This window comes from Paraburkholderia kirstenboschensis (genome assembly GCF_032806925.1).
GTDB classification, from domain to species: Bacteria; Pseudomonadota; Gammaproteobacteria; order Burkholderiales; family Burkholderiaceae; genus Paraburkholderia; species Paraburkholderia kirstenboschensis.
Genome location: NZ_CP136512.1, coordinates 2,528,742 through 2,547,408, shown reverse-complemented (window position 1 = coordinate 2,547,408; position 18,667 = coordinate 2,528,742). Strand labels below are relative to the sequence as shown.

At 62.1% G+C, this 18,667-nt stretch carries 13 protein-coding genes; 7 read left to right on the top strand and 6 right to left on the bottom strand.

Annotation, left to right across the window (positions count from 1 at the left end):
* Positions 1–392: 392 nt before the first annotated feature.
* Entirely contained in the window at positions 393–1,178 is a 786-nt protein-coding gene (locus tag RW095_RS20355; protein ID WP_317017951.1) for an EAL domain-containing protein, read from the bottom strand.
* A gap of 415 nt (positions 1,179–1,593) precedes the next feature.
* On the opposite strand from RW095_RS20355, the gene RW095_RS20350 reads away from it, so the two are divergent.
* The 3 genes from RW095_RS20350 to RW095_RS20340 all read left to right on the top strand — a co-directional run bounded on the left by RW095_RS20350 (position 1,594) and on the right by RW095_RS20340 (position 6,360).
* Entirely contained in the window at positions 1,594–4,005 is a 2,412-nt protein-coding gene (locus RW095_RS20350) for a putative bifunctional diguanylate cyclase/phosphodiesterase (protein WP_317017949.1), read from the top strand.
* Positions 4,006–4,203: 198 nt separating this feature from the next.
* Entirely contained in the window at positions 4,204–5,772 is a 1,569-nt protein-coding gene (locus RW095_RS20345) for a diguanylate cyclase domain-containing protein (RefSeq protein ID WP_317017948.1), read from the top strand.
* Positions 5,773–6,072: 300 nt separating this feature from the next.
* Complete coding sequence (locus RW095_RS20340) at positions 6,073–6,360, top strand: hypothetical protein (RefSeq protein ID WP_317017946.1); 288 nt, start codon at positions 6,073–6,075, stop codon at positions 6,358–6,360.
* Between the two features lie 109 nt (positions 6,361–6,469).
* On the opposite strand, the gene RW095_RS20335 is transcribed toward RW095_RS20340, so the two are convergent.
* Positions 6,470–8,752, bottom strand: coding sequence for an amylo-alpha-1,6-glucosidase (locus tag RW095_RS20335; protein WP_317017945.1), 2,283 nt, complete (start codon positions 8,750–8,752; stop codon positions 6,470–6,472).
* Positions 8,753–9,152: 400 nt separating this feature from the next.
* On the opposite strand from RW095_RS20335, the gene RW095_RS20330 reads away from it, so the two are divergent.
* Positions 9,153–9,554 carry a hypothetical protein gene (locus RW095_RS20330; protein ID WP_020070910.1) on the top strand — a complete coding sequence of 134 codons (402 nt, stop codon included), beginning with the start codon at positions 9,153–9,155 and terminating at the stop codon, positions 9,552–9,554.
* A 25-nt stretch (positions 9,555–9,579) separates the two neighbouring features.
* Here the strand turns inward: RW095_RS20330 and RW095_RS20325 are convergent, their stop codons facing one another.
* The 3 genes from RW095_RS20325 to RW095_RS20315 form a co-directional block, all read right to left on the bottom strand.
* A complete protein-coding gene (locus RW095_RS20325; RefSeq protein ID WP_317019906.1) occupies positions 9,580–10,368 on the bottom strand; it encodes an alpha/beta fold hydrolase in 789 nt (262 codons plus the stop codon).
* A gap of 268 nt (positions 10,369–10,636) precedes the next feature.
* Positions 10,637–11,689 carry a rod shape-determining protein gene (gene mreB / locus RW095_RS20320; protein WP_317017943.1) on the bottom strand — a complete coding sequence of 351 codons (1,053 nt, stop codon included), beginning with the start codon at positions 11,687–11,689 and terminating at the stop codon, positions 10,637–10,639.
* Between the two features lie 224 nt (positions 11,690–11,913).
* Positions 11,914–12,573: an alpha/beta hydrolase gene (locus tag RW095_RS20315; RefSeq protein WP_317017941.1), complete on the bottom strand. Its 660-nt coding sequence runs from the start codon at positions 12,571–12,573 to the stop codon at positions 11,914–11,916.
* A 354-nt stretch (positions 12,574–12,927) separates the two neighbouring features.
* Here RW095_RS20315 and RW095_RS20310 point away from each other — a divergent pair, with 354 nt between their 5' ends.
* Entirely contained in the window at positions 12,928–14,514 is a 1,587-nt protein-coding gene (locus RW095_RS20310; protein ID WP_128597093.1) for a DHA2 family efflux MFS transporter permease subunit, read from the top strand.
* Between the two features lie 105 nt (positions 14,515–14,619).
* The gene (locus tag RW095_RS20305) at positions 14,620–15,534 is read left to right on the top strand and encodes a glutaminase (RefSeq protein WP_317017939.1); all 915 of its coding nucleotides are present in this window, start codon (positions 14,620–14,622) and stop codon (positions 15,532–15,534) included.
* 126 nt (positions 15,535–15,660) lie between these two features.
* Here the strand turns inward: RW095_RS20305 and RW095_RS20300 are convergent, their stop codons facing one another.
* On the bottom strand, positions 15,661–16,530 hold the full coding sequence (locus tag RW095_RS20300) for an NmrA family NAD(P)-binding protein (protein WP_317017938.1): 870 nt from the start codon (positions 16,528–16,530) through the stop codon (positions 15,661–15,663).
* A gap of 285 nt (positions 16,531–16,815) precedes the next feature.
* Between RW095_RS20300 and glmS the strand changes: the two genes are divergently transcribed.
* The gene (glmS, locus tag RW095_RS20295; RefSeq protein ID WP_317017936.1) at positions 16,816–18,645 is read left to right on the top strand and encodes a glutamine--fructose-6-phosphate transaminase (isomerizing); all 1,830 of its coding nucleotides are present in this window, start codon (positions 16,816–16,818) and stop codon (positions 18,643–18,645) included.
* Positions 18,646–18,667: the final 22 nt, after the last annotated feature.

The following is an 18,667-nucleotide window of genomic DNA, read 5'->3' as shown; positions in this document are numbered from 1 at the left end:
GATTACCTCCCTGAGTATCGCGAACGTCCGAACCAGTCTCCAGGTCGGCGCTCCTTTCACGCACGTGAGATAGCGCCGTCGGTGCAACCCCGACATCGCGCGTCGTCGACCCATTGGCCGCGGTCGTACTTCGAATGGCCCGGCATGCACCACGTCGCATGGGCCGTAAGCGATACGCAACCGCTATGCCCGCCATGGAAAGCGGTGCGATGGCGCCGGAGTTGTGGCGGGCATGTGCAATCGCGGAGAGAAGCGCCCGAGGTCTGCAAGACGTTTGCGAGCGAGGCACGGGCGTGTCGCATCGAAAAAGCAACTGGTCGGCGCAGGTACGCCGCTTGCGCACGCTAACCGATAGGGTGGCGTGGCAACGGCGGGGCTGAGTTGCCTCACCGCTACCTTGGATATGCGGTCTCATCGACTGTTGGAATAGATCTGAAGCCCGGTTTTGCGAAGAAATAACCTTGCATGAGACTGACGCCATGGGCGATGAAAAAGTCACGCTCTCCCTTGGTCTCAATCCCCTCCGCGACCACGCGAATGCCTAAATCCTCACATATCGACAGGACGCCCCGCACAATGCGCTGACGCACGTGGTCAGTGTCGATGCCGCGTAAAAGCCCCATGTCGAGCTTGATGATGTCAGGCTGGAAATCGACCAACAACGAGAGTCCCGAATAGCCGGCTCCGAAATCATCTATTGCCGTCAGGAAGCCGAACTCCTTGTACGTCCGGAAAATGTCGACGAGATGAGAGCGATCAGTCAAATGCTCACCTTCCACCGTCTCGAAGATGATTCTCTCGATGAGAAAGCCATGGGTTCGCGCTGCATCAAGGGTGCTCCTGATGCAGACCTCTGGCTTATAGACCGCGTTGGGCATGAAATTGATGGACAGAAATGCGTCGAGACCCAGCGCGGCCGCACTGGCAATGGCGACCTGCCGGCAGCGCTGGTCAAACTGATATTTGTTTGCATCGTCGACTTGCGACAGCACCGAATAGGCAGATTCGCCATTTGGACCGCGCACGAGCGCCTCGCACGCGAACATGGTGCTGGCGCTTACGTCTACGATGGGCTGAAACGCGAACTCGATCTCGATGGGCGGGCGCGTCATGTCCCGGCACCCGGAACATTTTTGCGGCTGCTCGGCCGGGTGGTCGTGGATCTTGAGAGAGGTCATTTCGTATTTACCGTCATTGTCTGCTTCGGCGTCGAGCCGATAACGCCAGAAGGCACTGCATCTCGCCGCTCGGCGTTGAGCTTCGCTCGTTCGCTTATCCGCACGGCTTTGGACTCGTTGTCATTCTCAACCCATGCACGCACTCATGCATCTTATCGGCGGCCGGTTACCGATCTGTAGAGCGGCGTTTCAACAAAGCTGGGGCACCTCGGCAGCCCCGGCAAGTTGCCGGGATACTTGCCTCCGGTTGCGCGCTACAACCGGCACAACGGCACGCGCTCAACGCGCCCCGACGAAGAACCGCCCGTTCCCCGCCGCGCCGCCATTAAAGATTCGTGCAAATGGACCGTAATAGTAAAGACGTAGTGGCACGCGGCGTTCGAGCGGTCACGCGAACACGTAGTCGGAGAACAGCGTGAGATTCAAAGCGCCATGGCGCCCTAAACATTCCAATTTCGATCGGTCGGGGGGCGATGCTCACGCAAGCGCCACTCGCTCGTCGGCCCGCAACCAGCAGTTCCTTTCTTATTTTCTTGGTCAGTACGGTCAACGCAGCACTATACCGCTGGCAAGTTTCCTCATTGCTGTCGCCGCTGGTGTCGGCATAGGAACGCTGGTGCATCGCGCCGCCAGTGAAGCGGCGACTACCTTGCGTCTTGCACTGGCACTGGCCGCAGGCGTCGCCGGGCTCGTGGCTATTGGTCGAAAGCTCGCTTCTGACCACGCCCGGCAGCGCGCCGCCATTGCACTGGCGAGCGGGCTTCTGAATGCGAATCGCGACTGCCTGAAGGTGCTCGATACCGATGCAAAAATGCTGCGCGTGTCCGAGCATGGGGCCGCGTTGATGGAAGCGGACTCTCCAGAACAACTCGCCGGCGCGGACTGGCTCAATTTCTGGAGCGGGGACGAGCGCACCGCAGCCGAGGACGCCTGGCGCGCTGCTCTTGCGGGAACGAGCACGTCTTTCACTGGAAGTTGCCCCACGACGAAGGGACGCACCAAGTGGTGGAATTCGACGCTCTCAGCCGTTACTGATGAGAACGGCGCAGTGGTCGCGCTTCTGTGTGCTTCAGAAGACGTCACCCAGCAGTGCGAGTTGCTCAAAGCACTCCGCGAGCGCGATCAGCTCATGCATGAGATGGAGTCGCATGTTCGGCTCGTGTTCTACTCATATAGCGCGCATTTCGAACACTTTCATCATGTGAGTGCGGGCGCTGAGCCCGTGTTCGGCATTAAGGCTCACGAGCTCATCACGAGGCCCTCGGCGTGGCTCGATCTGGTATTGCCTGAAGACCTGGAGCCGTTGCTGGCGGAGATGCATCGCATCGCGTCTGCAGGGGTCGAAGGCCGCTCTGAATACCGCATCCGGCGCCCTGATGGTTGCCTGCGCTGGATCAGAAGCACGGCCTATCCCGTCCGCGATGAGTCCGGAAACGTGGTGCGCATTATCGGCGTTAGCGAGGACATCACGTCTGAACAGGAACGCCTCGCGGCGCTCGACCGTTTAGCCCACACCGATGGACTTACCGGTCTGGCGAACCGCAGCGCCCTCGTTCGGCGGATGAAAACACTTTGCACGCAGAACGTCCCGTTCGGCCTCATGTTTATTGACCTGGACCGATTCAAGGTGCTTAACGATACGTTGGGCCATACGGCCGCCGACCGTTTATTGCAGGACATCGCGAATACCATTCAGCAGGCACTGCCTTCCGACGCATGCATTGCGCGCCTCGGAGGAGACGAGTTCGCGGTCATCATCAGCGGGGAGACTGACAAGGTTGCGTTGGCAACGTTGGCGCAGTCTCTTCTCAACGTCTTTTCGTGCGACGTTCGGAAAGACAACGCTGCGCCATTCGTCACGGCATCTATCGGCATCTCTCTCTTTCCAGAGCATGGCCGGGACCACGAGGCGCTCCTCACAAGCGCGGACATCGCAATGTATGCGGCGAAAAAGGGCGGCCGCAACGGCTTCCGCTTTGCCGACAAAGCGTCGAGCGATGTACTTGGCGATTTCGAACTGGAGCGCAGCCTGCCTATGGCCCTTGCGTCCGAGCAGTTCGTCCTTCATTTCCAGGGCATTCATGAGCCCGCTTCATTGGCGGTGAAAGGCGTTGAAGCACTTGTCCGGTGGAATCATCCAACGCGAGGAATGGTCGGACCGGGAAGTTTCATCCCGATACTGGAAGAAAGCGGATTCATTGTTGAAGTCGGGGCGTGGGTCATGGATGCAGCCCTCGCGCAACTGGCAATCTGGCGCGCTGCCGGACGAAGGGGGCTTTGCATGTCGGTGAATGTGTCAGCGCGTCAACTCAGGGACGACACGATAGTCGCCGTTGTCGACCACGCGCTGCGCAAGCATGCATTGCCGCCACGTTGTCTCGAGATCGAGTTGACCGAAAGCGCATTGATGGAAAACCCGTCGCTCGCGCAGCAAACGCTCATGGCGCTCAAGCGCCTTGGCGTGCGCATCGCCATTGACGATTTTGGAACCGGTTACTCCAGCCTGCGCTATCTTGCCGATTTCTCGCCCGATACGGTGAAGATCGACCGCTCGTTTACGGCGGGGCTGGGTCGCGACGCTGCCACCGCGTCGATTATCCGGGGCATCATTCAGATGTCGCATGAACTAGGCATGCAAGTGACGGCCGAGGGTGTCGAAACGGAGGAGCAGCTACGCACCCTGCGCGACGCAAGCTGCGACCACGTCCAGGGGTATTTCCTGACGAAGCCGATGGATGCGGAACACCTTGTGGATGCCTGTCGTTCGCTGGTGATGCGTTACGGGCCAAGCTCCCTATCTCTGCTCGCGACGCAACGCAGCGACTAACCGTGGCAACTCGTTGCGTAGCCAATGACGTGAGTAACTGGTCAACGCACCTTCGACGGGAACGAGTCAGACCACTTTACGTTTGCAAGCCCACAGAACCGCGAGCGCGGCCCTCGGGCAATTCCCCATAAAGAACCGCTGTCCCCCGCCGTTAAGACAGGGAATGCAGCTCCGCCCCGCACTGACCCCAGCGGCACCATGGCAGTAAATTTTTCCGCTTCAAAGTCGATTCTCGCGGCTCCGCCCGAACTTGGCGCAGCCGTATCGCCGTCTATCCGTGCCCGGCTATTGTCGACGCTTTTCGACAACAGGTGGCCTCTGCTCATGTCAGTGGTTGCCAGCGCTTTCGTCGCCGCGGTGGCCTACGCGCGCCTGCATCAGCCGTGGGCGATTCTCTGGCTGCTCGCGGATGCGTGGATTTTGCTAGGACGCCTGAGCATCATCCACGCGTACACATCGCATAACCGGAACAACCCGCTCAATCCGCGTCCATGGGCCGCGGCGTACGCTCCGTTGTGCCTCGCTACGAGCCTCATGCTCGGACTGGGGACGATGGGATGCGTCGGCACCGCCGACACCACTCTGGCATCGCTCGCCATCATGGTCGCATCGGGCATTCTCGGGGGAGTCGCATCGAGGAACGCTGCGGTACCGCGCCTCGCCATCGCTCAGATATGCCTCGTGTCGATACCAATCGGGTTGGGCGCACTGCTCTCGCCTATCGACGGTTCCTGGATTCTCGTGCCCCCTCTGCTGCTCTACGTCGGCGCCATGATGTCTATCGTGCAGCGCCACTACAGGGGGCTCGTCGCCCTCATGATCGCGGAGCAGAATCACGCCGAACTCGCAGTGCGCTTCGATGCCGCGCTCACTCACATGCCGCATGGGCTTTGCACCATCGACCGGTTGGGAAAGGTGGCCATTGCGAATAGCCGCACCGCCCAGTTGTTCGGCGCGACGCTCGACACGCTGAAGCTGAACGTGCCGCTACCGGAGTTCATCGGCCATCTCGGCTTTGCGCAGTTCGGCGAACGGCTGCGTCAGCAGCTCACGGAAAAATGCACCGCGTGGCTGCATGAGAAACGGCACCCCCTCGCACTGGCGCTGCCCAACGGCCGCCAGTTGGAATTGACGCGAAATCCTGTCCCGGACGGCAGCGCCGTCGTGATCATCGAAGATGTGACCGAGCGCAGGCACAGCGAAGCCAAAGTGCTGTATCTGGCTCGCCACGACTCGCTTACCGGGCTTGCAAACCGGCGCGAGCTGCGCGAGCGTCTTGAGAAGATTCTTTCGAGCGCGCGCCGCGGCAGCGAGACGCGGACCGCCGTGCTGTACATCGACCTGGACGGCTTCATGCAGGTCAACGACAGGCACGGCCACACCGCCGGCGACGAAGTTCTGGAAACAGTGGCGACGCGCCTTACGCAAACGCTGCGGCATGGCGAATTTGCCGCGCGCCTCGGCGGTGACGAGTTTGCCGTGATCGTCGAAAATGCCGCGCTGCACCCGGTCGTTGCAATCGCGCAGCGAGTGATCCGTGAAATAGCGAAGCCGTACGCTCTAACGGCGGGCGGCACCATCGTTATCGGCACGAGCATTGGCATTGCGTTGGCCGAGACGCAAGAACCCGTCGACGACCTGATCAGGCGCGCCGACGAGGCAATGTACAGCGCAAAAAAGGCGGGCAAAGGCACCTACCGGATCTCGCGCGCGGATTGCGAGCCGGAACCGGACGCAGATCGGGATGCGAGCGTCGATACGGCTTGAGCGCGCACGACGCGTTGATACGGGCTCGCGTGACGGTCTCCGCCATTCAAACAGAGGCTAATGCCGTCCGTGTCGAAAACCTGGCGTCCGCAGCGCTCGCAACTCCGCAATCCGCATGCCGCTGCGCGGGCGCAACGTGCCGGGGCCTGCCGGCTGTGCCCTGCGGCGTGCAATCAAAACGGAGTATTTCCCCCTGATTGACCCACCCTTTGGGCTGGGCTATGAATTCGATATGCATATCCGGCGATGCACATGCGTACCGCCGTGCGCTATCGCCACATTCAGACGGAGGAAGCCGTCATGTCCACGAGACTCGTCGCAATCGCGGCATTGGCGCTCGCGTTCGCAGGGACAGGACATGCGCAGGGCGGCACCGCGGGCTCAGGGACCAGCCGCCCCCGCGCGGACACAAGCTCGGCGGGCGCCGCGAAGCCACAAGCGCCCGCGTCCGCGCCGGCGACCGGCAGCACGTCGCTGCCTGTCGGCTCGGGCATTATCGTTGCCCCAGACGAAGGCGCCCGGCCGCCGCGTCCCGAGGCATCGCCCGGCACGCCTGCCAATCCAAGCGGTCTGAAGAAGCCCGATTGAGCCGAGGCCGGTCAGCGGACGGAGTCAGAGGGCAATGCCAGATGACGACCGGCGACGGGCCGTAGCGCCGCGAACGGGGCGCGAACGGGCACGAACGGCGCAGGCGACGTCACAGAAGCGCCACGACCCGGACATCGCCCTGTTCGGCGGAGGCCACCACCTTCTCGCCGATGCGGCGGAATGTGATTGACACCGACGCCTCACCGACCCGAAGATCGCCAACTTCCAGCCAGTCGATGCCTTCAGGCAGCATGGGCTGCTCGATCAGCACTTCGCGGCGTTCGGCGTCGATCGTGATGCCGAGGCACGCCTCCAGCATCATGAACGGCGAACCCGCTGCCCACGCCTGCGGCAGGCAGGCGACCGGATAGGCGGTGGGCGGCTCGCCGCGTCGGCGTGGGAACCCGCAGAACAGCTCGGGCAGGCGCATGTCGAAATTGACCGCCGCCTGGAACAGCGCCTGCAACAGTCGCACCGCCGCTGCCTTGCCGCCGTAATGCGAGAGCCCGCGCGCGCAGATTGCGTTGTCATGCGGCCAGACCGAGCCGTTGTGATACGCCATGGGATTGAAACGCGACTGGCTCGCGGCCAACGTGCGCACGCCCCAGCCCGTGTGAAACAGCGTGGAGTCGAGCGCGCGCACCACCGCTTCGCCACGCTCACGCGAAGGCAAACCGAAAGCCAGCAAGTGGCCCGCATTCGACGCCATCACACGGCACAGCTCGCCGTGACCGTCGAGCGCGATGCCGTAGAAGCCGGACTCTTCCATCCAGTACTTTTCTTCGACGCACTCGCGCAGTCTCTTCGAACGCGCCTTGTATTGCGCGGCTGCGTCGTGCAGGCCGCGCAGCTTTGCATGGTGGGCCATGGTGTCAAATGCGGCGCTCGCATAAGCCTGCACTTCGACGAGCGCGATCGGACCATCGGGGAAGCGGCCGTCGGCATGAAACACGGAATCGTGACTGTCCTTCCAGCCCTGGTTCGCGAGGCCGCCGTCCGACTCGCGCTGATAGTCGAGCAGCCCATAACGATTCTTGTCGCATACACCCGCGACCCAGCCGGCCGCGCGTTCCAGCGCCGGCCACAGTTCGTCGATCAGCGCAATGTCGCCCGTGCGAGCCGCATAAGCGCCGGCCAGTACGATAAAGAGCGGCGTGGTGTCGACGCCGCCGTAATACAGTGCGAACGGCACTTCGCCGGTGGCCGCCATTTCGCCCTTGCGCATCTCATGCATGATCTTGCCCGGCGCGGCGTCGCGAAACGGCGAGTTTTCGCGTGCCTGATGCTCGGCAAGAAAACGCAGCACGCCGGCCGCGAGTTGCGGCTGCAACCAGAGCGTCTGCAACGACGTGATCACGGCATCGCGCCCGAACGGCGTGGAGAACCATGGAATGCCCGCATACGGATACGGCCCGGTCGCGAGGTCGGTGGTCAGCAAGCCGAGGTCGGCAAGCGAGCGGTCGATCCACGCGTTGAAAAGCGGATTGCTCGAACGCACGCGCGCGGTCACGCGCCGCCGTTCGCGCATGACGAGGTGCGCATCGACCAGCGCGGCGCGCACCGCGGCGCGGCCGACGCGCGGCCGCTCCGTGTCGATCTGCGACATATGCGCTTCGCTCAGCGGATGAGTCGGCGACGACACGCCGGCGCTCGGCGCGTCCGGCGTTTGTGCGACCACCTGAACCGCGATCGACAGATAGATCGACACACACGCCTGGGCCGGCAGTTTGACCGTGTAGTCGGCGCGGTCGGCGAACAGCTTGTCGGGCTGCGGCGCGAAAGCGATCTGCACATTGCGCGCCACGTCGTCGAGGCCGACGTAACCGAGCAACACTTCGTCGTTCTCGACGCGCGGCGTCTCGACGCGCCCCTGCTTCACGCGCTTCAGGCCGCGCACCTCGAACATGTCGCGAAAGTCACTGCCGAAGGAAATGGACAGCGGCACGATCGCATCGCTCGCGCCGTAGTTGGTGAGTTCGATAGCTTCGTTGAGCACCGTGCCCGACAGCACGCGCACGCGCTCGACGTGGATCACGCCCTCAGGCGTGCTGTCGCCGCCGAGCGGGGGCAACGGACGGTTGGTCAGATGCGCGGTAAACGACGTGTTGTCGCTGCTGACGCTGCCCGACAGCAGCGACGGCGCGCGGCCTCCGAACGTGAGGCGCAGTTGAGAGAGCACGCGGGTATCGTTGACGAACAGGCCGTCGTCGTGTCCGGTGATATCGCCGAGGGGATCGTTGACGATGAAGGTGTCGCCCGACTTCAGCACGTGCTGCGTAGCGCTCGCAACGTTGAGGTTTTCCGTCGGGATGAATACGCCGTCTGGCTCGGGTTCGCGGTGATCGATTCCGCCCGAGTGGGACAGGCCGCCGAGGGCTTCAGGCTGCTGCATCAGGGTCGCTCCTATGGTTCGCTGCTGCGTTTCGCTTCACTTGCGGTTGCGGCGGGTGGTGCCCGGTCGCTTCCGATTGTAGAAGGTCTGGTCTCCTCAGACGAACTTCTCGCGGGGGAGTTTCGCTTTTTTTCGATGGCACAGGACGTGCAGAGAACTCCGCGTTCGGGCGCGCGTTGCCCACACGTTGTACCCGCAACCTCGCACTCGCATGAGCTTCATGAGTCGCTGCCTTGGGACGCTAACAGCAACAATGTTTTGCTTTGGCCGGACTGAGTGCGCAGCGGCGCTTCTGCGATACTGAATTCGTGTCCTGCTTGCCCGGCGGACACATCGCTGTGCTGGCCCGCCGCGCTTAGGCGGGCCTTTTTAATCAGCTGGAAGAACAGGAAGAACCCGAATGAACGCCTCTCTTGAAACGCTTTTTCCGGACCACGTCCATAGCGAAGACAGCGCCGTCAGTGCGCTGAACCATCAGGACATCGTCGTCGCGCTGTCGGCGGCTTTGAAGACGCAGGACGTCGCGGTGCTGCACATGCTTTATCCACGCACCGACGCGCGCACGCATCGCAGCCTCGACGCGCTCGTGGATGTATTGCATGGGCACGGCCTGCACGAAGTCGCCGATCTGATCGCGCATGAAGCGCACTACCTGCTGTTCAAGGATCCGGCCAAAGCGTGGAAAGCCTTTCACGAAATCCGCAACGACTCGCTCGCGATCGGCGTGCATCTCTATTATCACGGTCTTGTTGGCGAAGCGGCGGAACGCGCGCTCGACAAGGACGCGCATCGCAAGGCGTAAGCAATCCGTTTGAAAGATCCGCCGGTCATCTGGCGTTCGTCGCGCGAATGAATTCGTCGATGTAACGATTGAAGGCCGATGGATGCGCGAGATTCATGCCGTGCGACGCGCCGCGCACCGTTTCGCGGCGTGCGTCGGGCAACCACGATTGCAGCGCGGCCGTAGTGCGCCGAAACATCTCCGGGCTTTTTTCGCCGTCTATCAGCAGCACGGGGCAACGCACCTCGGCGGCTTCCTGCGGGACGTAAGCCGGCAACGGGTCGCGCAGTTGCAGCGGCAGCGTGGCCGCGTTGTCGGTTGCCATGCGTCGAAAAGCCGGCGTGCTCATCGCCCAGAAACCGGGGCGGCTCACGGAATCCACGAACAGTTGCAGGCCCGCCTCCACGTCACCGGTTTCGATTAACTGCGCCGCCCGCGCTCGCAACGCATTCACCGTTTCCGGCACGCTTGCGGGCGGGCGTCCGGCTATCTGCAACGGCCCGCCCGGATCGGCGAGGGTCAAGGTGCGTACGTGCTGCGGGTGGCGGCGCGCGGAATGAAACGCGACGCAGCCGCCGCGCGAATGACCGACCACGTGGGCCGCTCCCATACCGAAACGCTCGATGAACTGCGCGACCTGATCCGCATGCGCGCTCCAGCTGAACGGCGCGCCAGGCTCGGTATCGGTCATCGGCCAATAGTGCGTGAGACTCACCGCTACGCAACGGTAATGCTTCGAAAGGCCGGCGAGTTGCGGCTGCCAGTAACGGTAATCGCACAGGGAGCCGTGCACGAACAGCAGCAATTCGCCCTCGCCAGCCTCGACATAGGGCATGCGCAAACCGCTTTGCAGTTCGATGAAGGCAGCCGAAGCAACGGAGGAAGCAGAAACGGATCGATTCACGGATGGTTCGCGACCGCGCCGCAACGCCGGTCGGATGAATTGAGTAGGCGGATCGAGCGCTTGCAGGAATCTGCAAGCGCAACGCGACATGTATTGTCACATAGCCGCATCATGCGCGTGCCGGTCGATACGTTCGCGGCTGGCGTGCTGCGGGAAACGCGCTGCATTGCGCGAAAGAACGCGGCAGGCTACGGTCAACTCACTCGTAAGCGAACTCTTCCAGCAAGCCGGCGGCGGCTGCCGCGCCCGCGCCGCGCACCGCGCACGTGAGCGGCTCGTCGGCCACGCGCACTTCGAGGCCGATCTCGTTCGAGAGGCGCCGCTCCAGATTGGCGAGCAGCGCGCCGCCGCCCGTGAGCACGATGCCGTTGTGCGCGATGTCGGTGGCGAGTTCGGCCGGCGCCATTTCCAGCCCGCGCTTCACGGCGCCGATCACCTGTCGCAGCGGCGCTTCTATCGCGTCGGCAATATCGTGATTGCTCAGTTGCACCGTGCGCGGCAAACCGTCGTCGACGCTGCGCCCGGTCGCGTTCATGTGCTCGGCCGGCACATCGCGCACAGCCGAACCGATGTTCCTCTTCACATACTCGGCGGTTTGCTCGCCGAGCAGCACGCCATACAGATTGCGCACGTAACTGATGATCGCCATGTCGAAGGTGTCGCCGCCCACGCGGATCGAGCCGCTATACGCGGTGCCGCCGAGCGTGATCACGCCGACTTCCGTGGTGCCGCCGCCGATATCGACGACCATCGAGCCGGTCGCATCGGACACCGGCAAACCCGCGCCGACAGCTGACGCCAGCGATTCGCCGATCAGACTCACCTTCCACGCGCCGGCCGCGACAGCCGCTTCCTTGATCGCGCGACGTTCGACCTGAGTCGCGCTCGCCGGCACGCACAGCGTGAATGCTGCGCGCCGGCTGAACAATTGCCGCGGACGTGCCATATCGACGAACTGCCGGATCATGTGCTCCGCGGCTGAGAAGTTGGCGATCACGCCATGACGCATGGGCCTTACGGCTTCCAGATTGCGCGGCGCCCGGCCCAGAAGCTGGCGCGCCTCGGCACCCACCGCCGTGACGCGTTTTGGGCCGGTTGAGTGATCTTTCTCGAAGCAGACAACGGACGGCTGATTCAGCACGATGCCGCCGTCGTCGGTGTAAATGAGGGTATTGGCCGTGCCGAGGTCTACCGTCACGGCCTGGCGGAACAGTCGGTCGAAAAGCGGGTGATGCGGCGTCGGTCTGGCCATAAGAAGGCTCTGTTGTGTCGCTCAGTAGCGTCGCCTGGTGGCGTCGCTCAGTTGCGTCGCTTGTTTGCGTCGTTAGCGCCCATGCACGACAGCGTGAAAAGTGCGCCCCCGGTCACCCCTGCCGTGAGCACTGCGCAGTCCCGCGGCCGGCGTGATTTTCGTGCTATGAGCAGTTAACGGCAAACAGATCGATATCTTTAGGGCCGCTTTTCAAACGAGCCGTATTATTCGCGCGACAAAGCGCCCAGCGTGCGCTCCAGCGCCTGCTCGCCGAGCGCGACGCCGTCCGCGCTGATCGTGTGGCCGACGCCTGGCAACGCATACGCGTCGACGGTGTAGCCGGCCGCGCTGAACGCGTCGGCGGCGTATTCGAGCTCCTGCACTGGGATCACCTCGTCTTCCTCGCCGTGAATCAACGTGAGCGGTGTGCCGTTATTCGCGGCGATGGGCGAAGCAAGCCGCCCCGAGTAGGCGACGACACATGCGGCCCCCTCCGCGCTCGTCGCCGCATGATGCAGCGCCATGATGGAACCTTGCGAAAAGCCGACGAGTGCAAGCCGTCCGAAAGCAAGCTGCCGATGCGCGAGTTCCGCTTCGAGCACGCGGCGCAGGGCTGCGTAGGCTGTCGCGGCACGCGCTTCGCGGTTGCCTTCGCTAATGTCACGCAAACTGAACCACTGACGGCCGCCGAAGCCGCCGTCGAAAGGATCGGTGCCGTCGAGCGACGTGAAGGCCACATCGGGCAAACGCTCGCTCCAAATATCTGCGAGCGGCATCAGATCGCGCGCATTGCTGCCCACGCCGTGCATCAGCACTACCAGTCCCTTGGCAGGCGCAGTCAGCGGCGCGCGCCGCCAGCCGTGTTCGAATTGCTCCCAGGCCATATTGCGTTCCTTTGCTCTCTTTGAATTGCGGTTGATGGCGGCCGCCTGCTACATCGCAAACTGCAGCAATATGCAGTCCGGTTCGGCCCTAGCCGCGAGCATACGCTGTCGGCTTTGCTCGTGCCGCGTCGGCTTGCGCGCGTCGGCGACGTCGAAAGATGAATACAGGTATCCTTTTGCGAGCATCCAGCGGGCCTGCGTCACTGTGTGCCGTTGCTTGTCGCATGTCGCATGAGCGGCACATTGGCGGCGCATTGACGACACGTTAGCGACACAAAATCGACGCATGCCCACGCAGCAGCGCAGGCGTACCGGGCGCGCCAGGTCCGTGGCACATCGATCCGGGAGAATGTCTTGAGCCAACCACCGTCCGCAGCGTCTTCAGCGCCTGCGTCCGCTCCACCCGCCCCTCCGCCGCCGCTGCAAGGCGGGCAACTGGTGCTCGCGACCATTGCCGTCGCGCTCGCCACATTCATGAACGTGCTCGACACGTCGATTGCGAACGTCGCCATTCCGACCATTTCGGGCAACCTGGGCGTTTCCGTCGACGAGGGGACATGGGTCATCACCGTGTTCGCCGCGGCCAATGCCGTTTCGATTCCGCTCACCGGCTGGCTCACGCAGCGCATCGGCCAGGTGAAGCTGTTTGTCGGCGCGATCCTGATGTTCGTGCTTGCCTCGTGGCTGTGCGGCATTGCGCCGACGCTGCCGATACTTCTGCTCGCTCGGGTTTTCCAGGGCGCGGTGGCCGGCCCGCTGATTCCGCTGTCGCAAGCAATCCTGCTCGGCTCGTATCCAAAGGAGAAAGCGTCGACCGCGCTCGCGCTATGGGCGATGACCGCCACCGTCGGTCCGATTGCGGGCCCGGCGCTCGGCGGCTGGATCACCGACAGCTACAGCTGGTCATGGATTTTCTACATCAACATTCCAGTGGGCCTGTTCGCCGCCGGCGTCACGTGGATGATCTATCGCACTCGCGAGTCGCCCACCCGCAAGCCGCCAATCGACGTGGTCGGGCTCGGCCTGCTGATCACGTGGGTGGCTTCGCTGCAGATCATGCTCGACAAGGGTAAGGATCTCGACTGGTTCGCGTCGCCGGTCATCGTGATCCTCGGCATTACCGCGCTTATCAGCTTCGCATTCTTTCTCGTGTGGGAACTGACAGAAGAAAACCCGATCGTCGACTTGCGGCTTTTTCAGCAGCGCAACTTTCTCGGCGGCACGATTGCGATTTCGGTTGCGTATGGCGTCTTTTTCGGCAATCTCGTGCTGTTGCCCCAGTGGATGCAGGAGTACCTGAATTACCGTTCCGTGGACGCCGGTCTCGTCACCGCGCCGCTCGGGATTTTCGCCGTGATTCTCGCGCCGGTAATGGGCCGCGTGCTGCCGCGCTCAGACGCGCGCATCATCGCGACAATGGCTTTCGTCGGCTTCGCTATCGTCTTCTATATGCGCTCGAAGTACGTGATCGAAATCGACACCTGGCACCTCGTGATACCGACGCTATTGCAAGGCATTCCAATGGCGCTCTTCTTCGTGCCGCTGACGTCGATCATTCTCTCCGGCCAGCCGCCCAGCAAGATTCCGGCGGCGGCCGGCCTGTCGAACTTCGCTCGCGTGTTTTGCGGCGCAGTGGGCACTTCGGTTGCGGGCAATGCCTGGAACAACCGCACGGTGCTGCATCATGAAAGGCTCACCGAACGCGCTTCCGTGAACAACCCGGTGTTCAACCAGCAGATCGATTCGACGCAGTCGCTGCTGCATATGAACACGCAATCGGCGCACGCACTATTCGATTTCACCGTGAATACGCAGGCGGCGATGATGGGCCTGAACGACATCTTCTTCGTATCGGCGGTCATCTTCATTCTGATCATTCCGCTGATCTGGATTACTCGGCCCGCGAAGGGCGGCAGTCAGGACGCAGCCGGCGCGCATTGACGGCAGCCCGGGCGCCGCAGCGGCTCTCGAAGCTCCGCGCGGCGCCGGCGTCAACACATTGCGGATGCTTGCCAGTAGAATCGCGGCTCCACAGGGTTGAGCCTCATGAACTACGCATCCATCCTCGAACAGATCCATCGCGACTTGCGGCCTTTCCTCGGCACCGGCAAAGTCGCCGATTACATTCCGCAACTTGCGACGGTCCCCGCCGACAGCTTCGGCATGGCGATCGTCACGGCATCCGGCGAAGTATTCACCACCGGCGAAGCGGACACGCGTTTTTCCATTCAAAGCATTTCGAAGCTGTTCGCCTGCACAATGGCGTTCCGGCTGCTCGGCGACGAGTTGTGGCAGCGAGTCGGTCGCGAACCGTCGGGCAACGCCTTTAATTCGCTGGTTCAACTCGAAGCGGAGCACGGCAAGCCGCGCAATCCGTTCATCAATGCGGGCGCATTGATCGTCACCGACGTGCTGTGCCGGCGCTTTGTGCAGGCGGAAACCGCGCTCGTCGAATTCATGCGGCGCTTAACAGGCGAAACGAGCATCGACTACGATTTGAGCGTCGCCCAATCGGAGTTGCAGCACGCGCACCGCAATCGCGCGATGGCGCATTTCATGGCGAGCTTCGGCAACATGGAAATGCCGCCGGAGGTCGTGGTCGATGCGTATTGCCGCCAATGCGCGATTTCCATGAGCTGCGTTGAACTCGCGAAAGCGGCACTGTTCCTGACCAATCATGGCGTGGCGCCGTCCACTGGCGAGCGCATTCTCGACACCAGTTCCGCGAAACGTCTTTCCGCGCTGATGCTAACGTGCGGCACTTACGACGCAGCCGGCGATTTCGTTTACCGTGTCGGCTTGCCGGCTAAGAGCGGCGTGGGCGGCGGAATCGTCGCGGTGTTGCCCGGAGAAATGGCAGTGTGCGTGTGGTCGCCCGGGCTCGATGCAAATGGCAATTCACTGGCCGGAGTTCTCGCACTCGAATGGTTGACGACCTACACGGGCCAGTCAATTTTCTGATTGCGAATGAGCGGCAGCGCACAGACATTCATGGTGAATTAACGCATTGCGAATAGCGCGTCACCTCTTGCTTTAAAACATTGCGCCGCGCTATTCGCTTTTTGCGTTTGCATCTTCCTGAACCGATCAGCCAGCGCGCTTGATGAGTTCGGTCAGCACTGTCTCATAGGCTGTCTTGCCGACCACATGCTCGTTGACGCCCGGTTCGAAATCGATCCAGCCCGAGTTGAAGCCGTCGATCATTTCAATGCGTGGCGCGGGCCACGCCGTGCCTTGCGCCCGAAACAGCGCCTCCCATTGATCGCGTGGCACCGCTTGCGCCTTCACGTCACGCTTTAGCACCCGCCCAAGCAGCGCCGCGATTTCGTGCTGTGTGTAGCGCTGCGGACCCTCGATCTCGATCACGCGCCGCCCCTGCCACGACTGGGCAAGCGTATCTGCAATGACACGACCGATATCGGCCGTCGCGACCATCGGATACGCGCGTTCGAGCGGCTGAAGAAAACTCGACATGATGCCGGTGTCGCGCGCCGGCGCGATGTCCCACAACGAGTTCTCCATGAACCAGGCGGGACGCATGATGGCGGTGGGCAACGGCAGGTCTGCGAGTGCCTCTTCGAGAATATGTACCTGCGTGATGAGCCCAAGGCCCGACCCACGCTGGCCGCCAACCGAAGACAACGCCGCAACGCGCTCAGGCCGCGCCTGAGTCAGCGCTTCTTTCAGTACCGCGGCTGCGGCGTGTGCGTTTGGATAACCACGCTGCGGCGCGAAGTTCGGCGCAATCATCACGAACACGCCTGCGGTGCCGCGAAAGGCTGCGGCGAGCGCATCGGCGTCTTCAAATGAGGCAATCGCCACATCGGCGCCACGCTCCTTCCACTGGGCGGCCTTCTTCTCGTCGCGCAACACAGCGCGCACTTCATGTCCCGCAGCTAACAAAGCGCGTGCCGCCGCGCCACCAACCTGCCCTGTCACACCCGTAATCGCATACATGTTCGATCGATCCTTAAATGGTAAATGCGGTAGTGCGACGCATTCTCACTGTTTAATACGCATTGCGCGATAGCATCAATATCATTTGCTCAATGACAGAACGGCATGAATATGTTTCATGGTTGTTGCGCCCGAAAACTGCATGCCTATTTACCGGACAACGGTTCAACGTTTCGCGCCGCGCTCGGCGCGGTTCGCATTGCGGTGTCTATGCTTGGTTGCAATGCAACAGAACTGATACTTCAGTCCGTTGGCATTTGAACCGCTGCGAATAAGGGGGCTTCCATGTGCGGAATCGTAGGAGCAGTGGATCGGCGCGATGTCACTTCGATGTTGACCGAAGGATTGCGGCGGCTCGAATATCGCGGCTACGACTCGTGCGGCATCGCCGTTCTTCAGCAAGGCGCGCTGCGGCGAGTACGTAGTGTCGCGCGCGTTGCGAATCTCGCCACCGAAGTTGCGCAAGCAAACTTATCCGGAATGATCGGTATCGCACATACAAGATGGGCCACTCATGGTGCGCCTGTCGCAAGGAATGCCCATCCGATCTTTTCCAGCGGCGAAATCGCCATCGTCCATAACGGCATTATCGAAAACCACGAGTCGTTGCGCGAAGAACTGAAAGTACTGGGCTACCTGTTCGAATCCGAAACGGATACAGAAGTCGTCGCTCACCTGATTCATCATGCGTGGCAAAAGGAGGCCTCGGGCGACCTGCTTTCTGCCGTGCGGCATGCCCTTGCACGGCTGCAGGGCGCTTACGCCATTGCGGTATTCGCGAGGAATGACCCGCACCGCGTTATCGGCGCTCGGGCGGGCTCGCCGCTCGTCGTCGGTCTCGGCGACCAGGGCAACTATCTGGCGTCGGACGCAATGGCGCTCGCCGGTACTGTCGAGAAGTTCATTTATCTGGAAGAAGGCGACATGGCGGAATTGACGCTGGACGGCGTGCGAGTCGTCGATCAGCGCGGCAATACCGTCGAGCGCGAAGTCAAGCTGCAACACTCGAACACCCACGCGGTGGAGCTCGGCCCCTACCGGCATTACATGCATAAGGAGATCTTCGAGCAGCCCAGCGTGATTGCCGACGCGATCGAGGCGGTGCATTCGATCTCGGCTGACTTATTCGGACTTGGCGCAAGGCACGCCTTCCGCGAAATCGACTCGCTGCTGATCGTCGCGTGCGGCACGAGTTATTACGCGGGCATGACCGCAAAGTACTGGTTCGAATCGCTTGCCAAAGTACCGACGCAGGTAGAAGTCGCCAGCGAATACCGGTATCGCAGCAGTGTCGCAAATCCTCATGCGCTAGTGGTGGTCGTCTCGCAGTCCGGCGAAACGGCCGACACCCTCGCGGCTCTGAAACATGCTCAATCGCAGGGTCACCGGCACACGCTGGCTATCTGCAACGTCGCAAGCAGCACGATGATGCGCCAGGCGCAATTCCAGCATCTAACGAGTGCGGGACCTGAAATCGGCGTTGCGTCGACGAAAGCCTTTACGACACAGCTAGTCGCATTGTTCCTGCTGGCGCTTACCCTCAGCAAGCAGCGCGGGCGCCTTCCGGCGGCGCAGGAGGCCGAGTATCTGGACCAACTGCATCACTTGCCGGCACGCCTGAACAGCGTACTCGCGCTGGAAGCACAAATCATTGCCTGGGCTGAAGCGTTCGCGCGCACCGAGCATGCGCTCTTTCTCGGGCGCGGCCTGCATTATCCGATTGCTCTGGAAGGCGCATTGAAGCTGAAGGAAATCTCATACGTACATGCCGAAGCCTATCCGGCCGGCGAGTTGAAGCACGGACCGCTCGCGCTGGTGACAAGCCAGATGCCCGTTGTGGCGATCGCCCCTAACGACGCACTGCTCGACAAGCTGAAATCGAACATACAGGAAGTGCGGGCGCGCAGCGGCCAATTGTATGTATTCGCAGACGAAGATTCGCGGATTGCGAGCGACGATGGCCTTCGGGTAATCCGCATGCCGAAGCACTACGGCTGTTTGTCGCCGATTCTCCACGTGGTGCCGATGCAGCTGCTTGCGTATCACACGGCCTGCGCGCGCGGCACCGATGTCGACAAGCCGCGCAATCTGGCGAAGTCAGTCACTGTCGAATGAGGCGTAGCGCACAGATGCACCG

Excerpts from the sequence above, each read along its gene's own strand:
- RW095_RS20325 (WP_317019906.1), bottom strand. The coding sequence starts at position 10,368 with ATGCCCTATGTCGAGGCTGGCGAGGGCGAATTGCTGCTGTTCGTGCAC.
- RW095_RS20330 (WP_020070910.1), top strand. The coding sequence starts at position 9,153 with ATGAACGCCTCTCTTGAAACGCTTTTTCCGGACCACGTCCATAGCGAA.
- RW095_RS20355 (WP_317017951.1), bottom strand. The coding sequence starts at position 1,178 with ATGACCTCTCTCAAGATCCACGACCACCCGGCCGAGCAGCCGCAAAAA.
- RW095_RS20345 (WP_317017948.1), top strand. The coding sequence starts at position 4,204 with ATGGCAGTAAATTTTTCCGCTTCAAAGTCGATTCTCGCGGCTCCGCCC.
- RW095_RS20340 (WP_317017946.1), top strand. The coding sequence starts at position 6,073 with ATGTCCACGAGACTCGTCGCAATCGCGGCATTGGCGCTCGCGTTCGCA.
- RW095_RS20305 (WP_317017939.1), top strand. The coding sequence starts at position 14,620 with ATGAACTACGCATCCATCCTCGAACAGATCCATCGCGACTTGCGGCCT.
- RW095_RS20335 (WP_317017945.1), bottom strand. The coding sequence starts at position 8,752 with ATGCAGCAGCCTGAAGCCCTCGGCGGCCTGTCCCACTCGGGCGGAATC.
- RW095_RS20300 (WP_317017938.1), bottom strand. The coding sequence starts at position 16,530 with ATGTATGCGATTACGGGTGTGACAGGGCAGGTTGGTGGCGCGGCGGCA.
- glmS (WP_317017936.1), top strand. The coding sequence starts at position 16,816 with ATGTGCGGAATCGTAGGAGCAGTGGATCGGCGCGATGTCACTTCGATG.
- mreB (WP_317017943.1), bottom strand. The coding sequence starts at position 11,689 with ATGGCCAGACCGACGCCGCATCACCCGCTTTTCGACCGACTGTTCCGC.
- RW095_RS20315 (WP_317017941.1), bottom strand. The coding sequence starts at position 12,573 with ATGGCCTGGGAGCAATTCGAACACGGCTGGCGGCGCGCGCCGCTGACT.